This is a genomic window from Bifidobacterium sp. ESL0790 (genome assembly GCF_029395435.1).
In the GTDB taxonomy this organism is placed as follows: domain Bacteria; phylum Actinomycetota; class Actinomycetes; order Actinomycetales; family Bifidobacteriaceae; genus Bifidobacterium.
Genome location: NZ_CP113915.1, coordinates 2,040,980 through 2,066,003, shown reverse-complemented (window position 1 = coordinate 2,066,003; position 25,024 = coordinate 2,040,980). Strand labels below are relative to the sequence as shown.

Genomic DNA, 25,024 nt, shown 5'->3' with positions numbered 1-25,024 from the left:
TTGCGGAGGTGTCGAGCGGCAGAATAGTGGCGCGGTTCATGATTCATGTTGCCAGGATGGTCGTCTTCCCCGCGGCATTTGACCTTGCGATACCGACTCCGACACTACGCATATTGGATTTCTTGCACCTTCTTTCTCCCCAAAATCCGTTAAGTGGGTGCATTGAAGGTTAAGTGGGTGCCTGTCTGGGCTGAAAACCCGAAAAACAACCCGTTTTCACAGGTGTTCCGGCAAAACAGACACCCACTTAACTTCCAATGCACCCACTTAAGCTCCTGTGACTCCATTTTGGGGTATTCCGATGGTGATTTACAGATAATGTTGCGTTGAAACTGGTTCGTTTTCCGCCGTCGCGGCGCAAAGCTCCAGGTCGCCGGGTCGCTCACCATTTGCAGTGTGGCGGAATCGCGCATGTTTTCGGGGTATTTGGTGCAGAGAATGCCGAATAATCCCATACCGCCCTCGCGCGTGCTTAGATTGGTAAGTTGAAGTATTGGGAGCAGCGTCGAAGGGACAGCGTTCAGATGAGCGGTAAGCAGGGTGAACAACCGCGTAGCAGCGAGGCGAGCGCATCTGGCAAGCTGTATATCGCCGGTGAATATGCGGTGGTGGAGCACGGCCATCCCGCGATTCTGGTGGCCGTCAACCGCCTGCTCACCGCCCGCATCACCGCCACTGCCGACGACCAGCGTGTCCACGGCATCGAGGCGGTCGGCCGTATCCATTCCACCGGCCACCCGGAGGCCTCGGTGACGTGGCGACGCCGCGCGGGCCGTGTGGTGCCCGACCTGGAGCAGCCCGGCGCCGCGTTCATCCTCGCCGCCATCCACGCCGTGGAGGAGCTCGCGCACGAGGCGGGCAAGCCGCTGAAAATCTATGACGTCAACATCGACAGCCAGCTCGACGATAAATCCGGCCGCAAATACGGCCTCGGCTCGTCCGCTGCGGTGACGGTGGCCACCATGAAGGCGCTCGCCGCGTTCTACGACCTCGAGCTCAGCCCGATGCAACAATACAAACTCGCGTTCGTGGCGGCCAGCAGGGCACAGAAGGTCGGCTCAGGCGGCGACATCGCGGCGAGCCTTTTCGGCGGTTGCATCCGTTTCACTGCCGTCGACCGGCATTGGGTCACGAACCGCCTGCAAGATACGCCGTTGGTTGAGCTCATAGATATCCCTTGGCCCGGCTTGAGCGTCGCGAGAATTCGCGCCTTCGGAGCGGCCAACACCTTGCGTCTGATGGTCGGCTGGACCGGCGACCCGGCCTCCACGCCCACGCTGGTCGGGCATGTGCAGAGCCAGAGCGCGGCCGAGCACGAGCGGATGTATCAGGATTTCCTACGTCAGAGCGACGTCTGCGTCGACATGCTGGCCCAGGCGCTCGTCGATGACGACGAGCAGGAGGCCGCTTCGCATATCCGCCAGGCGCGCGAGCTGCTGCAAGGGCTTTCGTCGTTCACAGGCACCGTTATCGAGACGCCGGAGCTGCGGGATTTGGTCGAGGTGGCCGAATCGCATGGCGCGGCCGCGAAGAGCTCGGGCGCGGGCGGTGGAGACTGCGGCATCGCGATCGCAGGACCGAGCGCCGACAGGGATGCCATCGAATCCGGCTGGCGCGAGCATGGCATCGTGCCGCTGAATCTGGACGTCTGCGCGCCGCAGGTCGATATCGCCGAATGGCACGTGGGCGGCCGCGCGGCTTCGGGCGAGGGCGACGCGGGCTCGGACCGCAAGGACGATCACGTTCGTCTCGCCTTGGAGGAGCACGCCGACGAGCGGCGCAACGCGTTCGATGACCTCGCCTTTGTGCACCACAGCCTCGCCAGCGTCTCCGTCGACGACGTCGATATGTCGACCGAGATTTGCGGGGCCCACTGGGATTCGCCGTTTTTCATCAACGCGATGACCGGCGGCTCAGGGCGGACCGGTGAGATCAACGCGGTCCTGGCTCGTGTGGCCGGCCGAACCGGTGTCGCCATCGCCTCGGGCTCGCAGCACGCCGCCATCCGTGAGCCGAAACTGGAATCCACGTTCACCACGATTCGCGAGCATGACGCCGATGGTTTCGTCTTCGCCAACGTCGGGCCGACGGTGACGCCCGAGCAGGCCGCGCATGCGGTCGAGATGTTGCACGCCGACGCGCTGCAGATCCACGTCAACGCGGCCCAGGAGCTGGTGATGCCGGAGGGCAACCGCGACTTCGACAGTTGGCCGGAGCGCATACGCGCGATCGTGGAGGCGTCGCCGGTTCCCGTCGTGGCCAAGGAGGTCGGGTTCGGCCTGAGCTCGCGGACGGTGCGCCAGTTGGCCGGGCTTGGGGTCCAGGCGGTCGATGTCAGCGGGCGCGGCGGCACCGATTTCGCGCATATCGAGAACGCGCGACGCAAGCGGGGCGAATACGCCTATCTTGACGGCTGGGGCCAGTCTACAGCGCTATGTCTGCTTTCGTTGCAGGGCTTGGCGGCGGATGGTGCTGATGGCTCCAAGAGCTTCGACGACATGACGGTGATGGCGTCGGGTGGTGTGCGCAACCCGCTGGATGTGGTCAAGGCGCTCGCTTTGGGTGCCCGCGCCGTCGGTGTGTCCGGTCACTTCTTGCAGGTGCTTTCGACGCATGGTGAGCAGGGCCTGATCGATGAGATCGAGGCGTGGAAGTCCCAAATTCGCACGCTTATGGCGTTGCTTGGGGCGAAAACCGTGGCTAGCCTGGGTGCCACCGACGTATTGGTGACCGGCAAAACCGCCGAGGAGGCGCGTCTGCTGGGTGTCGATTTGCGGGCTTTGGCCCGTCGTTCCGTACGCTGACTGGTCATTCTTTATGACGGTAGTTATCGGACAAAATAACTTTGCTTTGTGTCCGTTTTCTGCCGTCAAGACCGATTGTCAGCAGATTTAGGATATTAAATCCTGATTTCCTTCCGATTCGTGCCGTTGAGGAGGTTTGATATCAGTTTTTTGGGGACAGGATTATCCCAAGTTCTGCCTGTTTTCTGCCGTCGGGAGCGGGGACTTCAATGAGAGGCATGTTTCCGGATTTTTTGAGTGAGGACGCCGAAACGGTGGCGAAGGGGCTGCTCGGCTGCCTGCTGATTCGCGAGATCGACGGCGAGACGTTGACCGTGCGCATTGTGGAGACCGAGGCCTACGACCAGCTCGACCCCGCGAGCCACACCTTCCACGGCAAAAGCGAGCGTAACCGGGCGATGTTCGGCCCATCCGGCCATGCATACATCTACCTCATTTATGGCACGAATCTGTGCATGAACGTCACCGCGTTCGAGGAGGGCTTCGGCGCGGGCGCGCTGATCCGCGCCGCCGAACCGATGGATACCAAAACCGTTGAAATTATCGAGAAGCGTCGCGGTGGGCGTCGTATCAAGGACTGCCTCAACGGCCCGGGCAAGATCTGCAAATCGCTCGGCATCACCATGGACCTCTACGGACACGACCTGCGCAAGCCGCCGCTGAGCCTGGAAACCGGCTCATTGCGCCCCGGCGAGCGTATCGAAGCGACCGAGCGCATCGGCATCACCAAGGCCAAGGACCGCCCGCGCCGCTTCGTCATTGCCGGCAATCCGTACCTTTCGAGGTAAGATTTTGGGCGTCTTCGGCTTTCGCTGATTCGCTTCTTGGTAGCGAGCGACTTCTTCAAGAACGTCAGGTTCCGTTTCGTCGCAGGTGGCAGATGTGTCTGTTGGTAAACGGGGTTCTGTGGCGGGTGAGGCTCCGTTTCTTTACCGCTAACGCGTGATGCTGTTGCCAAACGGACTGTTGTGGCTTGTGGGGTTCCGTTTCCTCACAGGGGGCATACATTGCTGTTACGAAACGGCGTCTTGGCGGGCATGAGGTTCCGTATCATCGCAGGGAGCACGTGTTGATGTTGCCAAACGGTCTCTTAGGGGCCAATGGAGGCTGTTTCGTCGCAGGTGGCGGATGTGCCTGTTAGTAAACAGGTTCTGCGGCGGGTGAGGCTCCGTTTCTTTACCGCTAACATATGATTCTGTTATCAAACGGACTGTTGTGACTTGTCAGGTTCCGTTTCTTCGCAGGAAGTATACATTGCTGTTACTAAACGGCGTCTAGATGGTTGTGAGGTTCCGTTTCCTCACAGGTGCCATGTGTTGCTGTTGGTGAACGGTATCTTGGGAAGTGTGAGGTTCCGTTTCTTCACTGGGAGCACGTGTTGCTGTTGGGCTAGGCCAGCGCGACTACGATGACGACGAGGTTCATCAGGCTGGTGAACGCCTCGATGCCGCCCACTTGCATGGCTTTCATGCGCTTGTGGTGCGGTAGGACGATGGCGATCAGCAACAGCACGGTGGCGGCGATACCCCAAAGCAAGGCGGCGGCCATCACGCCACGCGCCGGTGTGAATCTAGTGAGGCTGCGCAATAGCATGGGCGTGGCGAAGCCAAGCGCGGCAAGGGCGACGTGGTAGACGACCGATAGCGCGTAATAGCCGGAGCGCCCGTATTTGCGGAACATGGTCTTGACGAACACCACCGAGGCGTATTCGGTGAGGATGAACGCGATTGCGGCGATGACGCCGGCTTTCGGTAGCAACGGCGAGCCGAGAAAATACGCCGATGAAGCCTGCGAACCCGAAGTGATTTCATGGCTTATCGGCGACAATCTGGACGAGAGACCTTCACCTGCCGTGACGGAGGCGAAAAACCGCGAACCCAGCGAAGCGGCGAGCAGCGCCATCCCACCCGCCGCGATGACGGCGACGGCGTTGCCCCAGAGCGTCCGCTCGCGCCGCAGCCACGCGGTCACGAACGACAGCACGGCGAGGATGGCGTAGGCCGGAATCCACCACAGCAGTTTCGGGGCGAATACGAACACGGGGATGCCGACGATGGCTGTGGCGACGAGATAGGCGGCCGCCGGAACGAAGTAGACGTTCGAATGACGCTTCTTCGGGGAATTGCCGGTTGCGGAACGATGCTTTTTGGCGTCTTTGGCCTCGTGCGAGCGGACACCGAGCCAACGCGCGGCGGAGAACTGGAAGCAGTAGCACAGCGTCCACGCCACCAACAGCCAGACGTTGCGCCACGAGACGCCGCCGATGACGATGCCTCCCAGCGCCGGGAACAGCGCCATGACCCAGGCTCCCGGCTGGTCCGGCAGCCAGATATTGCTATGGTGGCCTTTGGACTTGCTCTTGGTCGTTGCCGCCGCAACGTTGCCGTTGGCTGTTCCGCCGTTTCGTGTTTTCGCGACGAATTTCTTGCTATCTGTCTCACTCACGGTGTCCACGATACGTCCGTTTGTGTATTTCTTCAATCGATTTGCGGGCCGCGTTGAATAGCGATGGGCGTTGAATATCGATGGAAGTATGAGTGTAGCGATTATCCCGAAAGCGATGAGACAAGGCTGGATATAGCAAAAGGGTGACGTCACGCACATACTTGCGTAACGTCACCCTTTACCTTATCTATCGGCTGGAACCTCAAAGGAAAGCGGTCCCGGCAGATTGTTGAATTATTGAGTTACCAGATTACGGAATCACGGAATCCTGAAATCACGGAATCGGCAACTCCCCGAATCCCGTAACTCAACTCAACCCAACTCCTCACTTGTCGGCGTAGATTTTCTTGTTGAAGATGAGGAAGACCACGAGGCCGACGATGGTCGCGATGGAGGCGACCAGGAAGAGGTTGCCGAAGTTCGCGGCGTCTCCGGTGGCGCCCGTCAGGCTGAAACCGGTCAGCGGCTTGGAGGTCATGAGCCCGCCGATGATGGCGATGCCGACCGAGCCGGAGACGTTCATCGCCAGATCGTTCATGCCCACGCCACGGCCGGACTCGTCCTTGGTCAGCGTCTCCAGGGCGGTGTCGACCACCGGGGAGTAGAGCAGGCCGACGCCCGCGTAGTAGAGGCAGCCGGCCACGGCCAGGGCCACGGGGCTCACGGTGACGCAGAACGAGGCGACGATCAGGCCGACCAGCTGCAGGCAGGCGGCGGTGATGATGCCGGTGCGCTTGCCGATCTTGTCGATGATCCAGCCGGAGCAGGTGCCGAAGACGGCCGCCACGATGAACGCCCACACGATGTAGAGCGAGACGGTCTGCGTGCCGAGGTGGTAGAGTTCGCCGCCGATCGCGTTGAAGATCGGGGAGAAGGAGTAGTTCGGCAGGTAGAAGAGCAGGATGAGGCTGATGGCCATGATCCAACGCTTGTTGTGGAAGAAGTCCGGGGTGATGAACGGGTTCTTCGCCTTGTGGATGTAGACCGCGAAGATGATGTAAAGCACCGCGGAGACCGCGAGCATCCACCAGGCGCTGTAGGAGAAGAAGAGGGTCAGGAACGCGGTGGCGGTGCCGAAGATCACGAAGCCCCAGACGTCGACGCTCTCGCCGGTGCCCGACTTGTTGGGCAGGTTGTGCAGCAGCAGCGGCAGGAAGACGACGGTGACGATCGGGATCAGGAAGAGGTACTGCCAGTGGATGGAGGTCAGCCAGCCCGCGGCGAAGACGCCGATGGCGGCGGAGACCTGGTAGCCGGCGGTGAAGATGCCGAAGAAGATGACCTTCAGTGAATCCTTGAGGTACTTGCTGGCCACCACGAGGTAGACCGAGCCGGCCACCTGCTCACCCGCGGTCTGGATGATACGAGCGATGATGACCGTCCAGATGTTCGCGTGGAAGAAGAAGTTGGCCACGAAGCCGAAGACGGAGCCCGCCAGTAGCAGCGTGATGCCGACGACCACGAGCTTCTTCAGCGAGACGAAGTCGCCCAGGGAGCCGTAGACGAAGCAGACGATGCCGAGCACGATGCTGGGCAGCGCGGTGATCAGCGAGGCCTGCGCGGGGGCGCCGACGTCCTGGCCCACCTGGGTGAAGACGAGGTTGAAGCCCTGCAGGCACAGGGTGCCGAGGATGAAGGTGATGAGCAGCGGGATGAGCGCCTTGACCGCCATGTCGCTGGTGATCTCGGGCTCGTTGGCCTTCTGCTTAGGCTGTTTGGGATTGGCGGGGCTCACGTCGCCCTGCTTGGTTGTTTCTGCCATATTATTTTAATCCTTGATTGCGGAAAAATTTGGAAAATATAGGTTGCGGCCGAGCCTCGAATCGCGTCTTGGCGTTACAAGGCTCGGCTCTGCAACTTACGGGTTTATGGGATTATGCGTTTATGAGATTATGCCGTAATCTCACTTCGCGGCGGCAGCGACGTTGCCGATACGGGTCATGAACTCGTTGAGGAAGCGATCGACGTCGACCTGGACGGCCACCTGGGCGGTCTTCTTCGGGTCGTTGAGGCGCTCGTTGTCACCGATGGTGCGGCCGCGGGTGGGGGCCTCGGTCTCCACCTTCATGTTGATCGGCAGCGTGGTGACCAGCGTCGGGTCCACGGCCACGGCGGCGGCCAGCGGGTCGTGCAGGCCGCATCCGCCCAGGTGGGGCGAGGTGGTCTCGTAGGCCTTGATGTAGAAGTCGACCATGTCGGCGAGGAACTTTGCGGCGGGGGTGCCGATCTGGCGCCACTGCTCGGAGTCCTTGTAGGTCATGAGGGTCTGCAGCGTCACGTCCAGGCCGATCATGGTCACGGGCGCGCCGGAGCGGAAGAGGATGTCGCAGGCCTCGGGGTCCTGGGAGATGTTGGCCTCGACCCACGGCTCGGAGTTGCCGCAGACGGTCAGCGCGCCGCCCATCATCACGATGTTGCCGATCTCGTCCTTGATTTCGGGGGCCTTCTTGAGGGCCGTGGCGATGTTAGTCTCGGCGCCGGTGGGCACGAAGGTGAGGTCCTTGCCATACTTCTTCACCGAGTCGATGATGAAGTCGACCGCGCTCATGTCGGTTTCGGCGTGGCGGTTGGAGTCGGGGATCACGACGTCGCCGATGCCGTTCTTGCCGTGGATGAAGGCGGAGATCTCGGAGACCGTGAAGGAGTCGGCCTTCAGCGCGTGCTCCTCGCCGCGGTAGACCGGCACCTCGGGGTGGCCGAGCAGGTCGGTGATCGCCAGGTCGTTGCGGATGCCCTGGTCGACCAGCACGTTGCCGAAGGTGCTGGTGATGCCGATGAGCTCCACTTCGGGGCTGCCGAGGATGTAAGAAATGGCCAGGGTGTCGTCGACGCCGGTGTCCAGATCGAGGATGATCTTCTTCTTCATTGTGTACCTTTCCTCTCGTCGCTGAGCCTGGAGGAGGCACTTTCGCAGTGTGCCACCGGGAACCGCCCTCGGTAACCGCCTGTGTTCAGCGTCTTTCGGATGTTAGTCATGTTAAAGCGCTTTATCGTTATGCTTGTAAGGCAATAAAGCGTTTTATCAAGTTAGTTTACTGGAAAATTTCGCCGCCGGTCAATCGAGTGTGTTCCGGTATTTTTTTATCGAAATAGAGGATGGTTAATGTGGTGATTTGGCTGGAATTGTACGGTTTTCGACGGTTTTCGGCACGTTTCCGGTGACGGGATCAATCGTGATTCGAAGTTGGAGCGCCGTCGTGCGTCCGGGTATGTGAGAGACGTCACGGGGTTGTTACCATTTGTGTCGTGCAAATTTTGGCAACAGCCCATGCGTCGTGTCGTTTCTGCTTGAGCGATTACGGGATTCAGGCGTGCGAAACCGTTGTCCGCCTGACAAGCTTGGGCTCGATGAGCTTCTGCTTGGGGTCGGTGAGCCAAGGCTTGCTTTTGTGCCGTTCCCCATTGTCATCATGCCGCGCCGCGATGCGCGAGGTGATGAGGCCGTGGCAGGCTTCGGCCACCGCGTGGATGTTCTGGTCGAAGGTGGTCAACTGGTGGTTGAACCCGAACTTTCCCGACATGTTGTCGTAGCCGACCACCGAGCAATCCTCGGGGCAGCGCAATCCCAGCTCCTCCAGGCGTTTGATGAAGCCCATGGCCATCAGGTCGTTGCCGCAGAAGACGGCCGTCGCGCCCGCGTCGATGATGTGGCCGGCCTCTTTGTAGCCGCCGTCAAAACGATAGTTGCCGTTGCGTTTGAGGCTCGGATCAAGCTGGATTCCCGCCTCGTCGAGGGCGCTGACGAATCCGGCCATGCGCCTGCTTGTTTTGCCATCCGCATTGTCTCCGGAGATGCACGCTATACGACGGTGGCCTTGCGCCAGAAGGATCTGGGCCGCGATGGTGCCGCCGGTGAAGTCGTCGGAACCCACGGCGTCACACCATTGCTCGTCGACCAGACGATCGGTGAGCACCACGGGGAAATCAAGGTTGGCCACATCTTTTTTGAGCGCGGCGGAATCGTCGGCCGACTCGCGTGAGGGGATGAGGAAGAGCCCGTCGACGCCGTGCGAGGCGAACTGGCGGAGCAGACGTTGCTCGCTGAGCCGGGAGTCGTCGGAGTTGGCGATCAGCAGCGAATAGCCGTCGGCGCTCACCACATCCTCGAGCGCCTTGGAAAGCGAGGCGAAGAACATGTTCTCGATGTCGGGGATCAGCAGCGCCAGAAGCATCGATTGGTTGGTGGCCAGGCTGCGCGCCGCCTGGTTCGGCACATAATGCAGGCGCTCGGCGGTTTTGAAGATGAGCTCGCGGTTGGCTTGCGACATGCGGGTGGGGCGTCCGTTGAGCACCAGCGAGACCGCCGTCACCGAGACGTTGCAGGCCTGGGCGATGTCCTTCAGAGTTACGTTGTGGTTCATGTCCTCGTCTTTGATGGTTTGGTTATGCCTCGGCCGTTGAGGTTCGTCGTTCGCGGCATCGCGTCACATCGGTGTTCGCACTCGGAATCCCGGCCAGAACCATAGGTTACTCGAAGCGTGGTCGACTTTGTGGTCTCCGGCGAGCCGATGCTGAGACGAATCGCGCTTCGACACGCGGCTTGTCGGTGGATTTTCATGCTTCGGGATTGCGGTCCGGTTCGGCGTGGCGGCAAATCCCGCATCCAACGTTGGTTGCGTGGACTTGCCGTGCGATGCCTATTTCGGGGGTGGGGTTCGTTTCGTCCCGGATTTTACATATTTTCGTATACTCATCCGCGACAAAACGAATCATATGGAGGGAAGTGCTATCTGCGCGATGGGGGGCATCCAATTTGTATATTTTGCATAGCCCCACGAATCGCGCGGCGCGGTTGTCACTTGCTGTTTTCGAAGAACTCGCGGATCTGCTCGGAGGTGCCGTAGGACGCCTGGGCGCCGTAGCTCGTGGCGGCGTAGGCGGCGACATACGAGGCCAGCGAGGCCGCTTCGCTCAGCGTGAAGCCCGAGGCGAGACCGGCGAGCATCGTGCCCATGAAGGAGTCGCCGCAGCCGGTGGTGTCCTTCGAGGTGATCTTCGCCGCGTCGACGTGGTAGGTGCTCTCGCTGTCCATCACGATCGCGCCGTCGCCGCCCAGGGTGACGATGGCCTCCTCGAAGCCGAACTCGTGCATCGAGCGGGCGATGTACTCCCAATCGCAGCCGAGCCAGTCGCCGTCCTTGGGTTCGGCGATGTTGAGCAGCTGGGCCATCTCATGCTCGTTGACCAGCAGGACGTCGGAGTAGGCGATGAGCTCGGCGGGCAGCTCGTCGGTGAAGGGGGAGTCGTTGAGCAGCACCTTGATGCCGGCGTCGTGGCAGAGCTTGGCCGTGGCGGTGACCGTCTCGATCGGGCTCTCGAGGCACAGGCCGAGCACCGACGAGGCGAGCAGCGTCTCCTTTTCGCTGTTGATGTAGTCCATGTCCACCTTGGCGTTCGAGCCGGCGGAATAGACGATCGTGTTCTCGCCGCCGTCGTCGACGGTGATGACCGTGGTGCCGCTCGCGCCCTCGACATGACGGACGTGCGAGGTGTCGACCCCGGCGTCGTCGAGCTGGCCGAGCAGGAAGTCGGCGTTGGCGTCTTGGCCGACCGCGCCGAACATCGTCACGTTGGCGCCGATGCGGGCCGCGGCCGCCGCCTGGTTGCCGGATTTGCCGCCGGGCAGGATGCGAAGCGGGCCGCCGTTGACGGTCTCGCCGGGCTTTGGCAGCCGCTTGGTGGTCACCGTGTAGTCGGCGTTCATGGAGCCGACGATGCTGATGTTGCCGGAGATCTTGTCCAGCAGTTGAAGGGCCGATGCGCTCATTGGTTTCCTCGATTTCGCGTCGTTACGGGAAAAGTAAACCCCATGGTAAAACGCTTTATCACCAAAGTCAACTCAGTCCGTTCGCGCCCATTCCCTTGTATTTGTGACGCAAAATGGTCAATAACCGTCGCAAATGCAACCCGGTTATTGCGTTTGCGGCGGAATGTGTGGGTTAAGCGTTGCAAATGCAACCTGGTTTGTCCTCATGTTGCGTCTGTGACAGGATGGGCGAGTTTGGCGTCACAGATGCAACCTGGTTGGTCCCATATTGCGTTTGTGACGCTTATTCCCAGTTTTGAGTCACAAACGCAACCTATTTCATCCCTGTTATTGCGTTTGTGACGCAAAGTGGTCAATAACTGTCGCAAATGCGACCCGATTACTGCATATGTGACGGGATAGGCAGGTTTGGCGTCACAGATGCAACCTGGTTTGTCCTCATATTGCGTTTGTGACGGGATGGGTGGGTTAAGCGTCGCAGATGCAACCGGATTATTGCGTTTGTGACGCAAAGTGGTCAGTAATCGTCACAGATGCAACCTGATTCGTCCCGGTTGTTGCGTTTGTGACGGGATGGGTGGGTTAAGCGTCGCAAATGCAACCCAGTTATTGCGATTGTGACGCTTATTCCGGGTTTTGCGTCGCAAATGCAACGCGACACGCCCGGAGCTTGTGGATAACCCCAACCGTTTATCCACAGTGCCCGGAATTTACTCTCGGATTTTGGATTATGCGATATCTTGACGTCATGAGAAAACATGATGAAGTTGAACGATTATTGGCAGATGCCGAGCGTGCCCAGCGTTGCGGTATGACTTCCGACATGTCGCTTCGGCGCGCGCTGTACCGGCGATGCGCAAGCGGAGAGGTGGTGAAGCCCTATCCCAGTTTGTTTTTCGATGCCGAGGCTTGGGAACAACTTGATGCGAAGCAGCGGACGCTTTATGTGGCGCGTGCGTTGCAGCTCATTCATCCACCATGGGTGTTTGCCGGTCTTACCGCCGCTGATGCGTACGGATTGGAATATCGGCGTGTCTTACATGATGGTGGTGTTGATTTGGCTTCGGACGTAAGCCCAGTCGCATCAAAAAATCCCAAGCTGCGATATCTGCCTGAAGCTTGTCGGGAAGCCGAGAAAAGGTCAGAGGTATCCGTTGTGCCGATTACTCGAGTCCTTCTTGAATGTGGGCGGAGATATTCGTTCCGTGATGCATTGCCAATGTATGATTCCGCGTTTCGACTTGGCCTTGTTACCCGTGCCGAGATGGAGCAGATGGGTGCGGGGATTTGGGGAATCCAAGATCTTCTCACCTATGCGGATCCGGCTAGTGAGAATGGAGGCGAATCGTTCTGCAGGGGGACCATGATTGAGGAGGGTTTCCCGGTTCCACGTTTGCAAGTGGAGTATCCGAAACCTGACGGGTCTGTATACCGAGTTGATTTCCTATACCAGTTGCGAACGGGGCGGTCGGCGGTCATCGAATTTGATGGCATGGATAAATATATTGATCCGGAAATGACCCGAGGGCAGGGGCTGGAAGAGGTGGTTTCTCGCGAGCAACAGCGCGAGAGATTTTTGCTGCAGGAATGTGACGTTTCGCAGGTGGTCAGATTGCGATACGGCGATGTGTTGAATCGACAAGAGATGGTGCGGAAACTGATCGATGCCGGGGTACCATGCTCGAAGATGGCAAATGTGCTGTAATCGTTGCGTTTGTGGCGCAAAACTGATAATTAGCGTCACAAACGCAAGCTGTTTCATCCCTGTTATTGCATATGTGACGGAATACACAGGTTTGGCGTCGCAAACGCAAGGGTTCCGATTCGAGCATTGCATTTGTGACGCTTATTCCGGGTTTTGAGTCACAAATGCAACCCGTTAAGGGCTCAATGTTGCATATGTGATGGTTTATGCAACAGTGGCGGCACATATGCAATTCGGTTTGTCTGGTTATTGCGTTTGTGACGCTTATTCCGGGTTTTGAGTCACATATGCAACCTATTAAGGATTCAGTGCCGCATATGCGACGGTTTATGCAACATTGGCGTCACATATGCAATTCGGTTTGTCCGGTTATTGCGTTTGTGATGGAATATGCGGGTTTAGCGTCACAAACGCAAGGGTTTTGGATTGATTATTGCGTTTGTGACGGTAATGGGGGTGTTTGCGTCACAAACGCAACTAGGGACCACTGCCACTCAGGCGGCGTACATGTTGCGGGGGCGCATGTCCTCGGGCAGGCCGTTCATCAGGTTGGAGACGGAGCCGGACTCAAAGACCGAGCGGATGCCGGCGGCCAGCAGCGGAGCCACGGAGAGCACGGTCATGTTGGGCAGGCGCTTCTCCTGCGGCACGGGCACGGTGTCCATCAGCACGATTTCCCTCGCGCCGCAACCCTTGAGCCGTTCGATGGCCGGGCCGGACAAGAGCCCGTGGGTGGCGACGAGCGTCACCGACTTCGCGCCGGCTTCGCGCAGCGTGCGCACGGCCTCGCAGATGGTGCCGGCGGTGTCGATCATGTCGTCGACGACCACGCAGTCGCGCTCGCGCACCTCGCCGATGATACCGTGGGCCACGGCGTGGTTCGGACGCGTGACGTCACGGGTCTTATGGATGAAGGCCAGCGGCAGCCCGCCGAGCTTGGCGGCCCAGCGTTCGGAAACCTTGATACGCCCGGCGTCGGGGGAGACGATGGTCGCGTTCTCCAGCGGCATCGAGTTCTTGACGTAATCAAGCAGCACGGGCATGGCGGTGAGGTGGTCGACCGGTCCGTCGAAGAAGCCCTGCTCCTGCGAGGCGTGCAGGTCCACGGTCATGATGCGGTCGGCGCCCGCGGTCTGGAAGAGGTCGAACATCAGGCGGGCGGTGATGGGCTCGCGGCCCTGGCCCTTCTTGTCCTGACGTGAATACCCGAGGAACGGCGCCACGACGGTGATGGAACGGGCCGATGCGCGCTTCAGCGCGTCGATCATCAGCAGCTGCTCCATGATCCATTTGTTGATGGGGTCGGTGTGCGATTGCAGCACGAAGACGTCCGCGCCGCGCACCGGCTGCGTATAGCGCACATACATCTCGCCATTGGCGAAGTCATAGGCCGTGGTCTCAAGCGGCTCGATTCCCAGGCATTCGGCGGTGGCTTCGGCCTGCTCGGGGTATGCCCGCCCCGTCACCAGCGCCATTCGTTTCTTGGGATTGCCCTTGAGAATCGCCGCCATGTCTTGCCTTCCGATTGATGTTCTGCTCGTTATGTTTGTTGTATGCGCTCCGCCGGTGCGTGAAGCCGAATCAAATACCACACACCAATATACCGTCATCCCCGCGCAATCCGTATGGGGTGGGTTGCGCGGGAACGTGGTTTGCGTCACGTCTCGAGCGGTTTTACGACGATATGTTGCATAGACAGGTGCGATTTGTGCGGACAATCAGACCGTGTCCGTCGTTCGCCGAGGATTTGTCGCTTTATCATCGCTGCCTGTCTATTGTCGTCATTCCTTATTATTGCTGTTGTTTCTCGCCGCTGGCACTAGACGCTTGCCCATCGGTTGACGTCGCGGAAGGCGTTGACTGATGGTTGGCGTCAGCGTTTGTCTGCTCGGCGACGTCGGGCTGCGTGGCGTTTGGGGCGCCTTGGCTCGGTGTTGGCTTCGCGGGCAGTGGAGGCTGCGGAGCGGCTTGGTTTTGCAGGCCGCCAGTGGCCGGGGCGGCTTGGGCGCTGGAATGGTACTTGGGCAGCGAGTCGATTGTCGACGGACCGGATTCCGCCGGCGGAACATAGCCCGGTTGATTTTGAGGTTGATCCGCTGCCTGACTATTCGCTTGGCTCTGGGACGAATCAGGAGTTCCGGCATCCGTAGATGGTTGATTCATATCGGGTTGATTTATCCCATATTGTCCTGCGCCATATTGGCCTGCACCATACTGGCTCGCGCCATATGGATTTGCGGCATAACTCCCTAACTGAGGTTGGGGCCGCATCGTTCCCGTGCCGGCGGTTGCGCCGTAATTCGGGTTCGCGTCAGCCATGGGCATCGTGCCGGTGCCGGCTGCGTTTCCGCCATACCCTGGAGCCGTCGGAGCCACTGGTGTCATTGGGCTCATTGGATTCGCTGGCACGGTAGGGGTCGCCGGAACCGCAGGGTTCGTTGGCGACATCGAATTCATTGGGCTCGCAGAGCCGGTTGCGGCCGGAGCTCCATAACGTTCGTACGCCCCGTTCGCCGGCTTGTAATACGTATTGACATACCCGGTTTTGAGCGACGCGATCAAGACATCCGGATCCGTCACGGGAGCCTGCGCCCCAGCGTTGCGCGTGGTCCCCAACGTCGTGGCTTCAATGTTCGCCGGCGTCGGCTGGATGAGCCCGCCTTTGAGGATTTTCGTCAGCCCGGGCGTCGACACGACGAGTTTCCGTCCGAAGGTCATCGCGATGGCCTCGATGACGAACATCCACAGCGCCGCCAGAAGGAGATTCCACAATTCGCCGCCGTTGACGTAGGCGTAGTCCTTGACTCCAAAGAGTTGGAGGAGAGCGCGCGCTTGTGATTTTGCCGGCGCGTGTACTTTGGCCACCGTCAGCCCGCATGTCAGCATGGCGATGAGGCAGAATGCCGCGCCCACAAGCGGCGACTTCCATGTCTGCGACCATTTCGCGCTACTCGGGTCCTGCAGATGACGGGCCGCGAGCCGAAGCCCGAGGTACAAGGTGCACGCCAGGAACAGCAGCGCGGGAATGAAGTATTGCGTCGTCATGAGCCGTGTGGAGGTGGTTACGTACTGGTCGGGATGGAAAATCGAGGTGTGCGTGAAGCTGTATTGCTGATGATGGTACCAATGGGCGTCGGTATATGGATGTGCGCTGTCCGGGTTTGAGGGCGTGACCCACATGAACATTCCGCCTAGGGCACCGGTGCACCAACTGCCTAGCTGGCTCCCCGGAATCGACGTGAACATGAACATCAAAGGTCCGGAGAAGGATTCCCTCCTGAAGAGTCCCGCAATCATATTCAGCGTTTGACTGATGATGCTGTAGGCGAAGAAGACGGAGAAATAGCAGCCGAGCACCTCCACGCAGGTTCGCGTGACGCCACGCGCGCGGTGCGCCCACTTCCAGCAGGCCGCGAACACATGTTTGCCGTCGGGCGCGCGCTGGGCCAGCATGGATCCGATGAGCGCCCCGAGCCCGGCCAACAGGAACGGCATGGCGAAGGTCAGCCAAGTCGCCGAACTATCGACTATCGGCATCGTGCCTTCATTCAGGAAACTCGCGTCGGCCATGTCGAACAGTGACGAGAGTTGCGCGTTGGGCACGTCGTAGCGCAGCGGAAACAGCGCGGCCAGCAGCAGGTAGATGAGCCCCGTCGCGCCACCGACCGCGGCGGCGTTGGCGAATCCGGTCTGGCGGTCGGCGAACCTGAAGTGGCGCAGCACCATGTAGGCGCCGAACGCCGCTCCCACAAGCAGAGCCAAGCCGGTCAGCGCGAAACCATCGTAGGTGAACAGTGTGGGAGATGGGCCTCCATCTGGAATTATGGTGCTGTCGAGCGGAGAGTTGAAGGTGACCACCGAGCCGCCACCCGTCAGTTTGACGAGTAGGTTGACGAACACGGCGATAAAGGAGCCGGAGGTGAATTGGGCCACGGTGGCGTCGGAGGTGAGGCCGGTGACGTAGAGCGACTGCATCAGCTTGTCGGACTCCGGCGCATGTTTGCATTGCGAGAGGGTGAGATAGACCAGGCCGGTGACCAGCGCCGTGACGACCAGCGCCGCGCCGAGCCCAATCGCCAGCGAAAGACCGATGGACTTGAGGTTGGCCGGGCTGGTGAAGCGGATTGCACCGCTGGTTTGGGCGGTCTTGGGTGTGCTGGCGGTGCCGCTGTAACCGTTGGTATTTGCCGCGCTGGCTGTGCTGGCATTGGCATAAGGGGCGGCGTTGTTGGTGGTATTGGCGTATACATTCGCCGGATCGCCATAGCTGTTGGGGTTGGCCGTGCCGGAGTTGCCGTAGGGGTTGGCGCTGGGTGCGCTGGGTGTGTTGGCTACGTTGGTGTTGCCGGTGTTGCTTGTATTGCTGGAGACGATGACAGGTTGCCCGCAATGGGGGCAGAATTGAGCGTTGCTGGCTATTTGCGCTCCACAGCGAGGGCAGGTCATGGCTTCTTCTCTCTGTAATACGATATAGATAATATTCTCAATCAAAACCAATATATCGATTGACTCAGGTCTTATCCGCCCATCATCACCAATTGTTCGCTATCCTTATACAAAAGGCCTGTCCCATTCCGAAAGTCGGCTTCACGTCGTCGTTGCCTCGCGCATCTGAGGGTAGTGATGGGCCTTATATGCAGAGGCGATAGTTCTCGAATACGCTTATCTCAGCTTGCTATACATACGTATTGTTTCCGGGTATTTTGCTGTCGCAGCCCGCCCGTAAAATTGAAAAGCTATGTCTGGCGCGGGTTCGCGTCCTGATGTGGCATGCATACACACTCCTGTCGCGGAAAGACCGCGGCCGACTTTAGTCCAGAGGAGGTGGGTGATGTCTGCACACAAGTATGAACTGATGTTCATTGCTGATCCCGAGCTCGACGAGCGGGCTCTGAAGAAGCTGACCGATCAATACATGGAAATGGTCACCAAAGAGGGCGGTTCCGTCGAGGATCCCGATATCTGGGGACGCCGCAAGCTTGCCTATGAGATCGACGGCAAGAACGAGGGCAACTATGTTGTCGTCAACTACAGCTGCGAGCCGGCCACGAGCGATGAGCTCGACCGTGTTCTCAACCTGAACGAGTCCGTAATCCGCACGAAGATTCTTCGCAAGGACGTCAAGTAAGCCCATAGGGCAATAAAATTCGTCTGTTCATGTTCCGGTTCGTCACGAACCAGGGCATGCGTTTTCTTGAGGGAGACAGGTCATGGCAGGGGATACGACCATCACGATCATCGGCAATCTCACGGCTGATCCGGAGCTGCGCACCATCGCCAGCGGCGCTTCGGTCGCGAGCTTCACGATCGCCAGCACGCCGCGGACGTTCAACCGCAACACCCAGCAGTGGGAGGACGGCAACGCGCTGTTCATGCGCTGCTCGGTCTGGCGCGACATGGCCACCCACTGCGCGCAGACCCTTTCCAAGGGCATGCGCGTCATCGCCCAGGGCCGTCTCCAGCAGAGGAGCTACCAGGCCAACGATGGCACGAACCGCACGGTCGTCGAGATGACGGTCGACGAGATCGGACCCTCGCTGCGCTATGCCACGGCCCAGGTCGAGCGCCAGCAGTCCAGCAACGGATTCCAAGGTGGATCACGTGGCGGCAACGGCTATAACGGCGGCAACTCGGGCAATGGCGGCTACAACAACGGTGGCGGCAACGGAGGCTACCAGGGCGGTGCCGGTTATTCCGGCGGCGCTGGCTACTCCGGTGGCGCGTCCGCGGCCGGCAACGGCCAGGCGGCCCAGCAGGCTGCCCCGGCGGCCGATCCCTGGGGGTCCTCCACTTCCTCGGGTGACGGGTTCTCGTCATTCGGCGGAAGCTCCGATTTCGGCGGCGACTCCGACGAGCCCGAGTTCTAGGGCGAGACCCCAAAGCTCAAGGCGCTCAGCCGCAAGTGCTGAAACCGTTGGAACGATAACCGTCGCGATACATCGAGATAACCAGACGTTAGCAAAGAAATGTAAGGAGACATCATTATGTCACGCAAAAGGCCAAAGCCACCAGTAAAGCCGTTTAAGAAGAAGCCGAACCCGCTGAAGGCTGCCAAGATCACCGAGATCGATTACAAGGACGTCGCGCTGCTGCGCAAGTTCATCTCCGACCGCGGCAAGATTCGCTCCCGTCGCATCACCGGTGTGACCATCCAGGAGCAGCGCAAGATCTCCCGCGCCGTGAAGAACGCCCGCGAGATGGCCTTGCTGCCCTACTCCACCACCGGCCGCTGATCAGGAAGGACCAAGGAACATGGCTGAAACCAAAGTTATTCTCACCAAGTCCGTCCCGAACCTGGGCCACTCCGGCGATGTCGTCGAGGTGAAGCCGGGCTACGCGCGCAACTACCTCTTCCCGCAGGGCCTCGCCTTCGCGTGGAGCAAGGGCGCCGCGGCTCAGATCGAGGGCATGAAGCGCGCTCGTCTGGCCAAGTCCGTCGCCACCCGCGAGGACGCCGTCGCAGCCAAGACCGCGATCGAGGGCACCGTCGTCGAAATCAGCGCCAAGGTCTCCGAATCCGGCAAGCTCTTCGGTGGCATCTCCACCGTCGACATCGCCTCGGCCCTCGAGCCCCAGGCCGCCGTCGACCCCAAGACCATCAAGGTCGAGACCATCAAGACCACCGGCGATTTCCCCGCCACCGTGGCCCTCCACCCCGAGATCTCCGCCGACTTCACGGTTCGTGTCGTCGCCGAGTAATCAGGGCAATATCGGTTTACAACAACCGCAAGCTTAAGCAAGGGAAATCCCGCTGCGCCGTTCGTGCGCATGCGGGATTTCTCATATTCGTGGTCATATTCGTGGTCGTGATCGAATTGGTTTGGGTCGGTTCGGCTTGGCTCGGCTTACTGCCAGCTCAAGTCCGTCTGAAGACATACGAAACCCCACCGCAACCGAACGCTGCGATGGGGTTTCGGAGAAAGGAGTTGGCCTCAGGCCGGAATCACTGGGCGGTGTAGCCGCCGTCGACCACGAATTCCGAACCGGTGGCGAAGCTGGACTCGTCGCTGGCGAGGAAGAGCGCCATGTTGGCGATGTCCTGCGCCTGGCCCAAGTGGCCCATCGGGGTCTTGGACTCCTCGAGCTTCACCAGGCCGGGGTGGGTGTCGACCATCGGGGTGTGGATGTAGCCGGGGTGGATGGTGTTGACGCGGATGTCGTACTTCTTCTCCGCGCAGTAGAGGGCCGCGGACTTGCTCATGATGCGCACGCCGCCCTTGGTGAAGTCGTAGGCCAGGTTGAAGGGCTCGCCGATGAAGCCCTCAATCGACGACATGTTGATGATCGAGCCGCCGCCGTAGTTCTTGATGTTCTTGATGCCGTGCTTGGTGCCGAGCATCATGCCGGTGCCGTTGATGGCCACGACCTTGTTCCACTGCTCCAGCGGGATGTCCTCGATGTTGTTGCCGATGGCGATGCCGGCGTTGTTGACGACGACGTTGACCTTGCCGAACTTCTCGATGACGGCCTTGAACGCGGCCTCCCACATCTCTTCCTTGGTGACGTCGAGGGTGACGAACATCGCGTTGTCGCCGATTTCGGCCGCGACCTTCTCGCCGCTTTCGGCGTTGATGTCGCCCAGCGCGACCTTAGCGCCCTCAGACGCGAAACGCTTCGCGATGGCGAGACCAATGCCCGAGGCACCGCCGGAAATAAGTGCTACTTTACCGTTAAGACGATCTGACATCAGAACCTCCTTGTTGGGGATGCACAATCCGTTGCGCATCATTGCCTCAAGCTTAGCCCCGCTTGGAAGGACGCGAAGGTGTGAGGTGTGAGGCAATCGGCCGGGAGGCGTTCGTGAGCGTTGGAAACTCGGGCTTTGTGCCGGGGTGAGTTGTCCACAACGTGGTGTTTATCACATTGTGTTCGCTGTCTGTATACCGTGTACTACAGGTCGCGAAGCTGGTTGGTTGCCTTATAAGCGGTCATATTCTAAAGAAATGTCTGGTTATGTATGACAAATCAAACAAAATACAAAGTAAAGTCGAATTTATGGAACCATATATCAATAAAATGCAATCCATATGAGCAGGACAATGGAACTTGTTATACTCACTAAAACGAATGTAAATCATTTCATTGTGATTACAAAAGCCGGTTCACCAAGCCTGACAGCCCGTTCGTCCTCGTGAAATTTGTCGAATCTCACATCGCAAGTGAGGTGAATCCGTCACCTTGGTTTTCGAGATAGGCGAGGCGAGAAAGCTTGCAATCACAAGGTTTACAGGGAAGCGCGGCGCGCGTTTCTCTTTTTCACCGGACCGCGTCATCGTCGATACCAAGGGCGTAAAATAACAAGGTTGCGCGCATGTGGGAATCCATGCGCATTCAACCGTGACAGCGAGTGTATGGCAAACACGTTAAAGGCTAAACACACATACATTCTTTATATATTTGGTATTGAAGAGGTTCAAAAACTTGCAAGAAGAACGCGTTACGACACAGACCAAGCTCTCGATCGCGGCGACCGCGTTGCTGTCGTTCATCGGGATTCTTACCGAGACGTCACTCAACGTCACATTCCCGACCATGACCCGAGAGTTTGGGCTGCCGCTTTCCACCATCCAGCTGCTGACCTCCGGCTACCTGCTGATGGTGACCATCGTCATGAGCACCTCCGCCTTCCTGCTGCGCCGCTTCGACGCGCGGCCGCTCTTCCGCTGCGCCATCATCATCAGCATCCTGGGCACCATCCTGAGCTCCCTGCCGCTGGGCTATTGGTGGCTGCTGCTCGGGCGTCTGCTGCAGGCCGCCGCCACGGGCGTCTCCACGCCGCTGCTGATCCACGTGATCCTCTCGCTGATCCCCGTGAGCCGACGCGGCACCTACATCGGCCTGGCCAACATGGTCACCTCGTTCGCCCCGGCGCTCGGGCCGACCTACGGCGGGCTCATCAACTTCTACTTCTCCTGGCGCATCATCTTCGTGCTCACCCTGCCGCTGCTCGCCATCGCGTGGATCCTCGGCGAGGTCAGCCTGCGCCTGAAGGCCGACGGCGCGGACAAGTCGTTCGACGGCGTGGGCCTGGTGCTGCTGAGCCTTTTCATGGTCAGCTTCACCGAGATCTTCGACCAGATCGGCATCGCCGGTGGCTGGTCCCCGCGCGTCGCCATCGCCATCGTCGCCGCCGTCGCGACCCTCGCCCTGTTCATTTGGCGCTGCCTCGCCTCCAAGTCGCCGCTGCTCGACCTTCGCATCCTGCGCAAGCCGATCGTCAGCCTGCGCGGCGCCAACTACTTCATCCTCCAGTTCATCAACATCGGCAGCTCGTTCCTGCTGCCCGTCTTCGCCGAGAACTTCCTGGGCATCGACTCGCTGACCGCCGGGCTCATGCTGCTGCCGGGCTCGCTGCTTGGCGCCGTCATCGCCCCGTTCGTCGGCAAGCTTTACGACCGCCGCGGCCCGACCCTGGTGCTGCTGGTCTCCAACGTCTCGCTGCTCGTCGGCTCGGCCGCCCTGTGCGCGACCACCGGCAAGGCCACCGTGCTGCTGCTCACCTTGCTCTACATGTTCCTGCGCGCCGGCTTCAACTTCGGCTACGGCAACACGATGTCGGACGCCAGCAAGTTCGTCACCGGCTCGCAGCAGACCGATTTCAACTCGCTGTTCAACGTGCTCCAGCAGTACGCCGGCTCGCTCGGCACCACGGTGCTCTCCTCGTCGCTCTCCCTGAGCGAGGCCCGGATGCGCCACAACGTCAAGTTCGCCGCGGTCGACGGCGCCACCAACGCCTTCGCGCTGCTCATCATCCTCTCGCTGGTCGCCCTGTCCATCACCCTGGTGTCGATCAAGGTGCGCAAGAAGCCGCGCGTCGAGCTGCGCCCGGTCGAGGCGTGAGGCGCTGAGTTCGTAGACGCTTGTTCCCTTTTATTGGGGGAGCGCTTCATTTAATTGCAGAGGACGGACGGGAATCTGTATGATTTTGTCCGTTCTCTGCCGTTATTTGGTTTTGGGGTTTGAATCGGGCATAACTTACGGTGGTTTGTGTCCGAATTCCGCCGTTACCAAGTTTCAGCGGAGCAAAACGAATATCAATTTGATAGCTCGGTGCATGTTCACGTTATTGTGCGAAGGCACTCATAGTTCCGCGAAGGCGCTCATATGGAGCGGTGAGCAAGTTTGCGATTGCGCAGGGCGAAGGTCGCGGCAATCATAACCAGAGCGATTGCGAGCAGCAGCGCCGCGACGAGCGCTGGGTGTTTATCGGCGCCGGTCAGTGGCATCGCAGACAGCGTTTCGCGCGTCCCCCATTGCGGCGTGACGGTTACGAATGTGGCGGGAACGGTCACATTGGCGCCAGGCGTGTAAGTCGTGCTGCCGCCATCGACCTTCCAGTTCAAGAGCTGTTGGCCCACAATAGGCGGGGTCATTCCAGTCGATCCGGCGATGGTGCAGGTGGCTGCCGGATCATTGCTCCAGCTGACGCATGCGGGCGGGAAGAATCCGGTGTCGGAGGGGCGGCCGTAGCGGATGCCGCGTTCCGCGACCTTGAACCAGGTTGGTTGGTTTACTTGATAGGCGTTTGCGGGAGTGCTGGTGGAATAGAAGGAGTATTGACCTCCATTGGCGGTCGTTCGCCCTTCGACCATGATGGTCAGGTTGCGGCCAGGGGTAAATACATCGGTCGGTATCAGTGGCAACACTTTATCCTCATGCTGATCCAACCGTATTTGCTTGATGCTGTTGCAGTTCTGGAACATGCTGCTGGTGTTGTTGACGTTTTTGGTGTCCCAGCCGGAGATGTCGAGTGTGGCGAGGTTGCTGTCGCCCTGGAACATGCTGCCCATGCTGTTGGCGCTGGTGGTGGCGAGGCCGTGGGCGTTGACGGTCTCGAGGCCGGTGTCGTTCTGGAACAGGCCGTTCAGGCTGGTGCCGCTGGTGTTGTAGCCGGTCCAGTCGTTGGCGGTGATGGTCTTGAGGGTGGGGAGGCTGGAGAGCATGCCGCCGAGGTCGGTGGCGCCCCTGGCGTCGAGCCGGGAGATGTCGAGGGTGGTGAGCGCGGGCGCGGTCTGGAGGGCCGGTCGGACCAGCTGGGAGCTGGAGCCGTCGGTCTTCCATTCGTCCAGCGTCAGGTGGGCGAGCCCCGCGCAGCCCGTGAACATGTCCTGTATGCTGGCCGTGCTGTAGTTGAGGTCGCGGATGTTCCAGCCGGTCAGGTCCAGCCCGGCCAGCGACGAGCAGCCGTGGAACATGTTCGCAAAGGTGGTGACGTCCCAGGTGTTCCATCCTGCCACCTTCAGGCTCGTGAGCGACGAGCATCCTTGGAACATGCTGCTCATGTTGGTGACGAGGCTGGTGTTCCAGCCGGAAAGGTCCAGGCTCGCCAGCGACGAGCAGCCATAGAACCAATCTGCCAAAGTGGTAACGCCGGACTGCAGAGTGAGGTGTTTGGCGTCTAGCGAGGTGATTTTGGTTTGGCTGGTGCCCTGCCACGGTAGGGACGACCACGTGTAGTTGTGGTTGAGAGTGCCACTGATGATGGTCATCTTGCAGTCGGCGGTGATGTCCCACTTGATGATGTCGGTGGAGTATCCGCCGTGATTGCTACCGCTCCAGGTGTTGTCAGTCGAAGGTATGCAGGTGTTGTCTTGTGGCTTGACCGTCAGTGGCTGTGTCTGAGCCTGTGACTGCTCCTTTTGGGGTTTGGACTGTTTTGGTGCAGGGGTCGCTGGTGCGGGTGGCGTGACTTTGTTGTCAGGCTCTGTTTGTTCGGGTTTTGTTTGTTCAGGCGTTGAGTTCGGGGTTTGCTTGTCGCCATCCGATTTATCGTTGTCCGGAGTCTCAGGAGTTTCCGTCTGCGCTGATGGGGAGGGAGCTGAAGTGACCGATGTCGAGTCTGCGGGCTTGACGGATTGATTTGCCGGCATGGAAGCGGGGGCGACCGATGTCGTGTCTGCTGATGCTACGGATTGATCCGTCGGCACGGGCGCGGAGGCGACGGGCGAAATCAAGGTGGCTGCGCACAAAAGCGCGGATACCGCCATCTTGACTAACATCGTTCTCTACTCCTTATATATATGCAACGATCAACGAGGCTGCCGTCGTCTAAAACGTAATACGATGAGTCTATCTAATATTTACGACGTATTAGACGCATGCCAACCATATTAATAGGCAAAAATGTTTGGTCAATCTGAAGCAAGGAACGGCAAGACGGAAGCGTCGTGACAAACCTCGGGATACCGGCCAGAATGTGTGTCTGTGTTGGGGCGCGAGGTGTTGCCCTGTATGGCCTGACGGGTGTTCGAGTTGGACGGGCGCCAGGCCGGGGCAGACGACCTACGGGCCGACCTGCGGAAA

Annotated in this window: 17 protein-coding genes; 8 read left to right on the top strand and 9 right to left on the bottom strand. The window is 59.7% G+C overall.

The window, feature by feature from the left end; all coding sequences use genetic code 11:
- Nucleotides 1-524: 524 nt before the first annotated feature.
- Complete coding sequence (locus OZY47_RS07880; protein ID WP_277177807.1) at nucleotides 525-2,804, top strand: phosphomevalonate kinase; 2,280 nt, start codon at nucleotides 525-527, stop codon at nucleotides 2,802-2,804.
- A 218-nt stretch (nucleotides 2,805-3,022) separates the two neighbouring features.
- The gene (locus OZY47_RS07875; RefSeq protein ID WP_277177806.1) at nucleotides 3,023-3,592 is read left to right on the top strand and encodes a DNA-3-methyladenine glycosylase; all 570 of its coding nucleotides are present in this window, start codon (nucleotides 3,023-3,025) and stop codon (nucleotides 3,590-3,592) included.
- A gap of 601 nt (nucleotides 3,593-4,193) precedes the next feature.
- On the opposite strand, the gene OZY47_RS07870 is transcribed toward OZY47_RS07875, so the two are convergent.
- The 5 genes from OZY47_RS07870 to OZY47_RS07850 form a co-directional block, all read right to left on the bottom strand.
- Nucleotides 4,194-5,249, bottom strand: coding sequence for a YwiC-like family protein (locus OZY47_RS07870; RefSeq protein WP_277177804.1), 1,056 nt, complete (start codon nucleotides 5,247-5,249; stop codon nucleotides 4,194-4,196).
- 325 nt (nucleotides 5,250-5,574) lie between these two features.
- The gene (locus tag OZY47_RS07865; protein WP_277179234.1) at nucleotides 5,575-6,921 is read right to left on the bottom strand and encodes an MFS transporter; all 1,347 of its coding nucleotides are present in this window, start codon (nucleotides 6,919-6,921) and stop codon (nucleotides 5,575-5,577) included.
- Between the two features lie 231 nt (nucleotides 6,922-7,152).
- Nucleotides 7,153-8,115 carry a nucleoside hydrolase gene (locus OZY47_RS07860; protein ID WP_277177803.1) on the bottom strand — a complete coding sequence of 321 codons (963 nt, stop codon included), beginning with the start codon at nucleotides 8,113-8,115 and terminating at the stop codon, nucleotides 7,153-7,155.
- Between the two features lie 439 nt (nucleotides 8,116-8,554).
- Nucleotides 8,555-9,610: a LacI family DNA-binding transcriptional regulator gene (locus OZY47_RS07855; RefSeq protein ID WP_277177802.1), complete on the bottom strand. Its 1,056-nt coding sequence runs from the start codon at nucleotides 9,608-9,610 to the stop codon at nucleotides 8,555-8,557.
- A gap of 434 nt (nucleotides 9,611-10,044) precedes the next feature.
- The gene (locus OZY47_RS07850) at nucleotides 10,045-11,016 is read right to left on the bottom strand and encodes a ribokinase (RefSeq protein ID WP_277177800.1); all 972 of its coding nucleotides are present in this window, start codon (nucleotides 11,014-11,016) and stop codon (nucleotides 10,045-10,047) included.
- A 748-nt stretch (nucleotides 11,017-11,764) separates the two neighbouring features.
- Here OZY47_RS07850 and OZY47_RS07845 point away from each other — a divergent pair.
- Nucleotides 11,765-12,721 carry a hypothetical protein gene (locus tag OZY47_RS07845; RefSeq protein ID WP_277177798.1) on the top strand — a complete coding sequence of 319 codons (957 nt, stop codon included), beginning with the start codon at nucleotides 11,765-11,767 and terminating at the stop codon, nucleotides 12,719-12,721.
- Nucleotides 12,722-13,215: 494 nt separating this feature from the next.
- Here OZY47_RS07845 and OZY47_RS07840 read toward each other — a convergent pair whose 3' ends face one another.
- Both OZY47_RS07840 and OZY47_RS07835 read right to left on the bottom strand, forming a co-directional pair.
- Nucleotides 13,216-14,232, bottom strand: a complete 1,017-nt coding sequence (locus OZY47_RS07840) for a ribose-phosphate diphosphokinase (RefSeq protein ID WP_277177796.1) — start codon at nucleotides 14,230-14,232, stop codon at nucleotides 13,216-13,218.
- Between the two features lie 280 nt (nucleotides 14,233-14,512).
- A complete protein-coding gene (locus tag OZY47_RS07835; protein WP_277177795.1) occupies nucleotides 14,513-17,167 on the bottom strand; it encodes a zinc-ribbon domain-containing protein in 2,655 nt (884 codons plus the stop codon).
- 385 nt (nucleotides 17,168-17,552) lie between these two features.
- Between OZY47_RS07835 and rpsF the strand changes: the two genes are divergently transcribed.
- The 4 genes from rpsF (at nucleotide 17,553) to rplI (ending at nucleotide 19,420) form a co-directional block, all read left to right on the top strand.
- Entirely contained in the window at nucleotides 17,553-17,849 is a 297-nt protein-coding gene (gene rpsF / locus OZY47_RS07830; protein ID WP_277177793.1) for a 30S ribosomal protein S6, read from the top strand.
- Between the two features lie 82 nt (nucleotides 17,850-17,931).
- A complete protein-coding gene (locus OZY47_RS07825; RefSeq protein WP_277177791.1) occupies nucleotides 17,932-18,588 on the top strand; it encodes a single-stranded DNA-binding protein in 657 nt (218 codons plus the stop codon).
- A gap of 117 nt (nucleotides 18,589-18,705) precedes the next feature.
- Nucleotides 18,706-18,954: a 30S ribosomal protein S18 gene (gene rpsR / locus OZY47_RS07820; RefSeq protein WP_277177790.1), complete on the top strand. Its 249-nt coding sequence runs from the start codon at nucleotides 18,706-18,708 to the stop codon at nucleotides 18,952-18,954.
- A 19-nt stretch (nucleotides 18,955-18,973) separates the two neighbouring features.
- Nucleotides 18,974-19,420 (top strand): 50S ribosomal protein L9, encoded by a 447-nt coding sequence (gene rplI, locus OZY47_RS07815; protein ID WP_277177789.1) that lies wholly within the window; start codon nucleotides 18,974-18,976, stop codon nucleotides 19,418-19,420.
- 244 nt (nucleotides 19,421-19,664) lie between these two features.
- On the opposite strand, the gene OZY47_RS07810 is transcribed toward rplI, so the two are convergent.
- Nucleotides 19,665-20,408 carry a glucose 1-dehydrogenase gene (locus tag OZY47_RS07810; RefSeq protein WP_277177787.1) on the bottom strand — a complete coding sequence of 248 codons (744 nt, stop codon included), beginning with the start codon at nucleotides 20,406-20,408 and terminating at the stop codon, nucleotides 19,665-19,667.
- A 734-nt stretch (nucleotides 20,409-21,142) separates the two neighbouring features.
- Between OZY47_RS07810 and OZY47_RS07805 the strand changes: the two genes are divergently transcribed.
- Nucleotides 21,143-22,561 (top strand): MFS transporter, encoded by a 1,419-nt coding sequence (locus OZY47_RS07805; RefSeq protein ID WP_277177786.1) that lies wholly within the window; start codon nucleotides 21,143-21,145, stop codon nucleotides 22,559-22,561.
- A gap of 260 nt (nucleotides 22,562-22,821) precedes the next feature.
- Here the strand turns inward: OZY47_RS07805 and OZY47_RS07800 are convergent, their stop codons facing one another.
- Nucleotides 22,822-24,720, bottom strand: coding sequence for a BspA family leucine-rich repeat surface protein (locus OZY47_RS07800; protein WP_277177785.1), 1,899 nt, complete (start codon nucleotides 24,718-24,720; stop codon nucleotides 22,822-22,824).
- Nucleotides 24,721-25,024: the final 304 nt, after the last annotated feature.

What these genes read in the sequence shown, in the direction of transcription:
- OZY47_RS07880 (WP_277177807.1), top strand. Translation starts at nt 525, where the DNA reads ATGAGCGGTAAGCAGGGTGAACAACCGCGTAGCAGCGAGGCGAGCGCA.
- OZY47_RS07875 (WP_277177806.1), top strand. Translation starts at nt 3,023, where the DNA reads ATGTTTCCGGATTTTTTGAGTGAGGACGCCGAAACGGTGGCGAAGGGG.
- OZY47_RS07865 (WP_277179234.1), bottom strand. Translation starts at nt 6,921, where the DNA reads ATGGCGGTCAAGGCGCTCATCCCGCTGCTCATCACCTTCATCCTCGGC.
- OZY47_RS07860 (WP_277177803.1), bottom strand. Translation starts at nt 8,115, where the DNA reads ATGAAGAAGAAGATCATCCTCGATCTGGACACCGGCGTCGACGACACC.
- OZY47_RS07855 (WP_277177802.1), bottom strand. Translation starts at nt 9,610, where the DNA reads ATGAACCACAACGTAACTCTGAAGGACATCGCCCAGGCCTGCAACGTC.
- OZY47_RS07850 (WP_277177800.1), bottom strand. Translation starts at nt 11,016, where the DNA reads ATGAGCGCATCGGCCCTTCAACTGCTGGACAAGATCTCCGGCAACATC.
- OZY47_RS07845 (WP_277177798.1), top strand. Translation starts at nt 11,765, where the DNA reads ATGAGAAAACATGATGAAGTTGAACGATTATTGGCAGATGCCGAGCGT.
- OZY47_RS07840 (WP_277177796.1), bottom strand. Translation starts at nt 14,232, where the DNA reads ATGGCGGCGATTCTCAAGGGCAATCCCAAGAAACGAATGGCGCTGGTG.
- OZY47_RS07835 (WP_277177795.1), bottom strand. Translation starts at nt 17,167, where the DNA reads ATGACCTGCCCTCGCTGTGGAGCGCAAATAGCCAGCAACGCTCAATTC.
- rpsF (WP_277177793.1), top strand. Translation starts at nt 17,553, where the DNA reads ATGTCTGCACACAAGTATGAACTGATGTTCATTGCTGATCCCGAGCTC.
- OZY47_RS07825 (WP_277177791.1), top strand. Translation starts at nt 17,932, where the DNA reads ATGGCAGGGGATACGACCATCACGATCATCGGCAATCTCACGGCTGAT.
- rpsR (WP_277177790.1), top strand. Translation starts at nt 18,706, where the DNA reads ATGTCACGCAAAAGGCCAAAGCCACCAGTAAAGCCGTTTAAGAAGAAG.
- rplI (WP_277177789.1), top strand. Translation starts at nt 18,974, where the DNA reads ATGGCTGAAACCAAAGTTATTCTCACCAAGTCCGTCCCGAACCTGGGC.
- OZY47_RS07810 (WP_277177787.1), bottom strand. Translation starts at nt 20,408, where the DNA reads ATGTCAGATCGTCTTAACGGTAAAGTAGCACTTATTTCCGGCGGTGCC.
- OZY47_RS07800 (WP_277177785.1), bottom strand. Translation starts at nt 24,720, where the DNA reads ATGTTAGTCAAGATGGCGGTATCCGCGCTTTTGTGCGCAGCCACCTTG.